This window comes from Polaromonas sp. P1_E3 (assembly GCF_056405935.1).
Map to the genome: position 1 here is coordinate 1 of NZ_JBFUBD010000752.1, position 795 is coordinate 795.

Annotated in this window: 1 protein-coding gene; it reads left to right on the top strand. The window is 62.9% G+C overall.

The window, feature by feature from the left end; genetic code table 11:
* Positions 1 to 8: 8 nt before the first annotated feature.
* A partial coding sequence (locus AC1D0Z_RS23285) for a GTP-binding protein (protein WP_477660490.1) occupies positions 9 to 795 on the top strand: 787 nt, incomplete at its 3' end.

Below are 795 nucleotides of genomic sequence, written 5' to 3' on the forward strand. Positions count from 1 at the left end.
ACACCGTGATGGACAACAACGCGATCGAAAAAGAACGCGGCATTACCATCCTGGCCAAGAACTGCGCCGTGACCTACACCGTGATGGACAACAACGCGATCGAAAAAGAACGCGGCATTACCATCCTGGCCAAGAACTGCGCCGTGACCTGGGAAGGCACGCACATCAACATCGTCGACACCCCGGGCCACGCCGACTTCGGTGGTGAAGTCGAACGCGCGCTGTCCATGGTCGACGGCGTGGTGCTGCTGATCGATGCGCAGGAAGGCCCCATGCCCCAGACGCGTTTCGTGACGAAGAAGGCACTGGCGCTGGGCCTCAAGCCCATCGTGGTGGTCAACAAGGTCGACAAGCCGGGCGCCAACCCCGACAAGGTCATCAACGCTGCTTTCGACCTGTTCGACAAGCTGGGCGCGACCGACGAACAGCTCGATTTCCCTGTGGTGTACGCCTCCGGCATCAACGGCTGGTCGTCGCTCGAAGAAGGCCCCCCCAACGAACAGTGGGGCCCCGACATGTCGGCGCTCTTCAATACCATCCTGAAGCACGTGCCTGCGCAAAAGGGTGACCCTGCCGCGCCGCTGCAGCTGCAGATTTCCGCGCTCGACTTCTCGACCTTCGTCGGCCGTATCGGCGTCGGCCGCATCAGCCAGGGCACCATCAAGCCCATGATGGACGTGGTGGTCATGGAAGGCCCGGACGGCAAGGCCGTGAAGGGCCGCATCAACCAGGTGCTGACCTTCCAGGGCCTCGAACGCGTGCAGGCCACAGAAGCCGGCCCCGGCGAGATCGTCC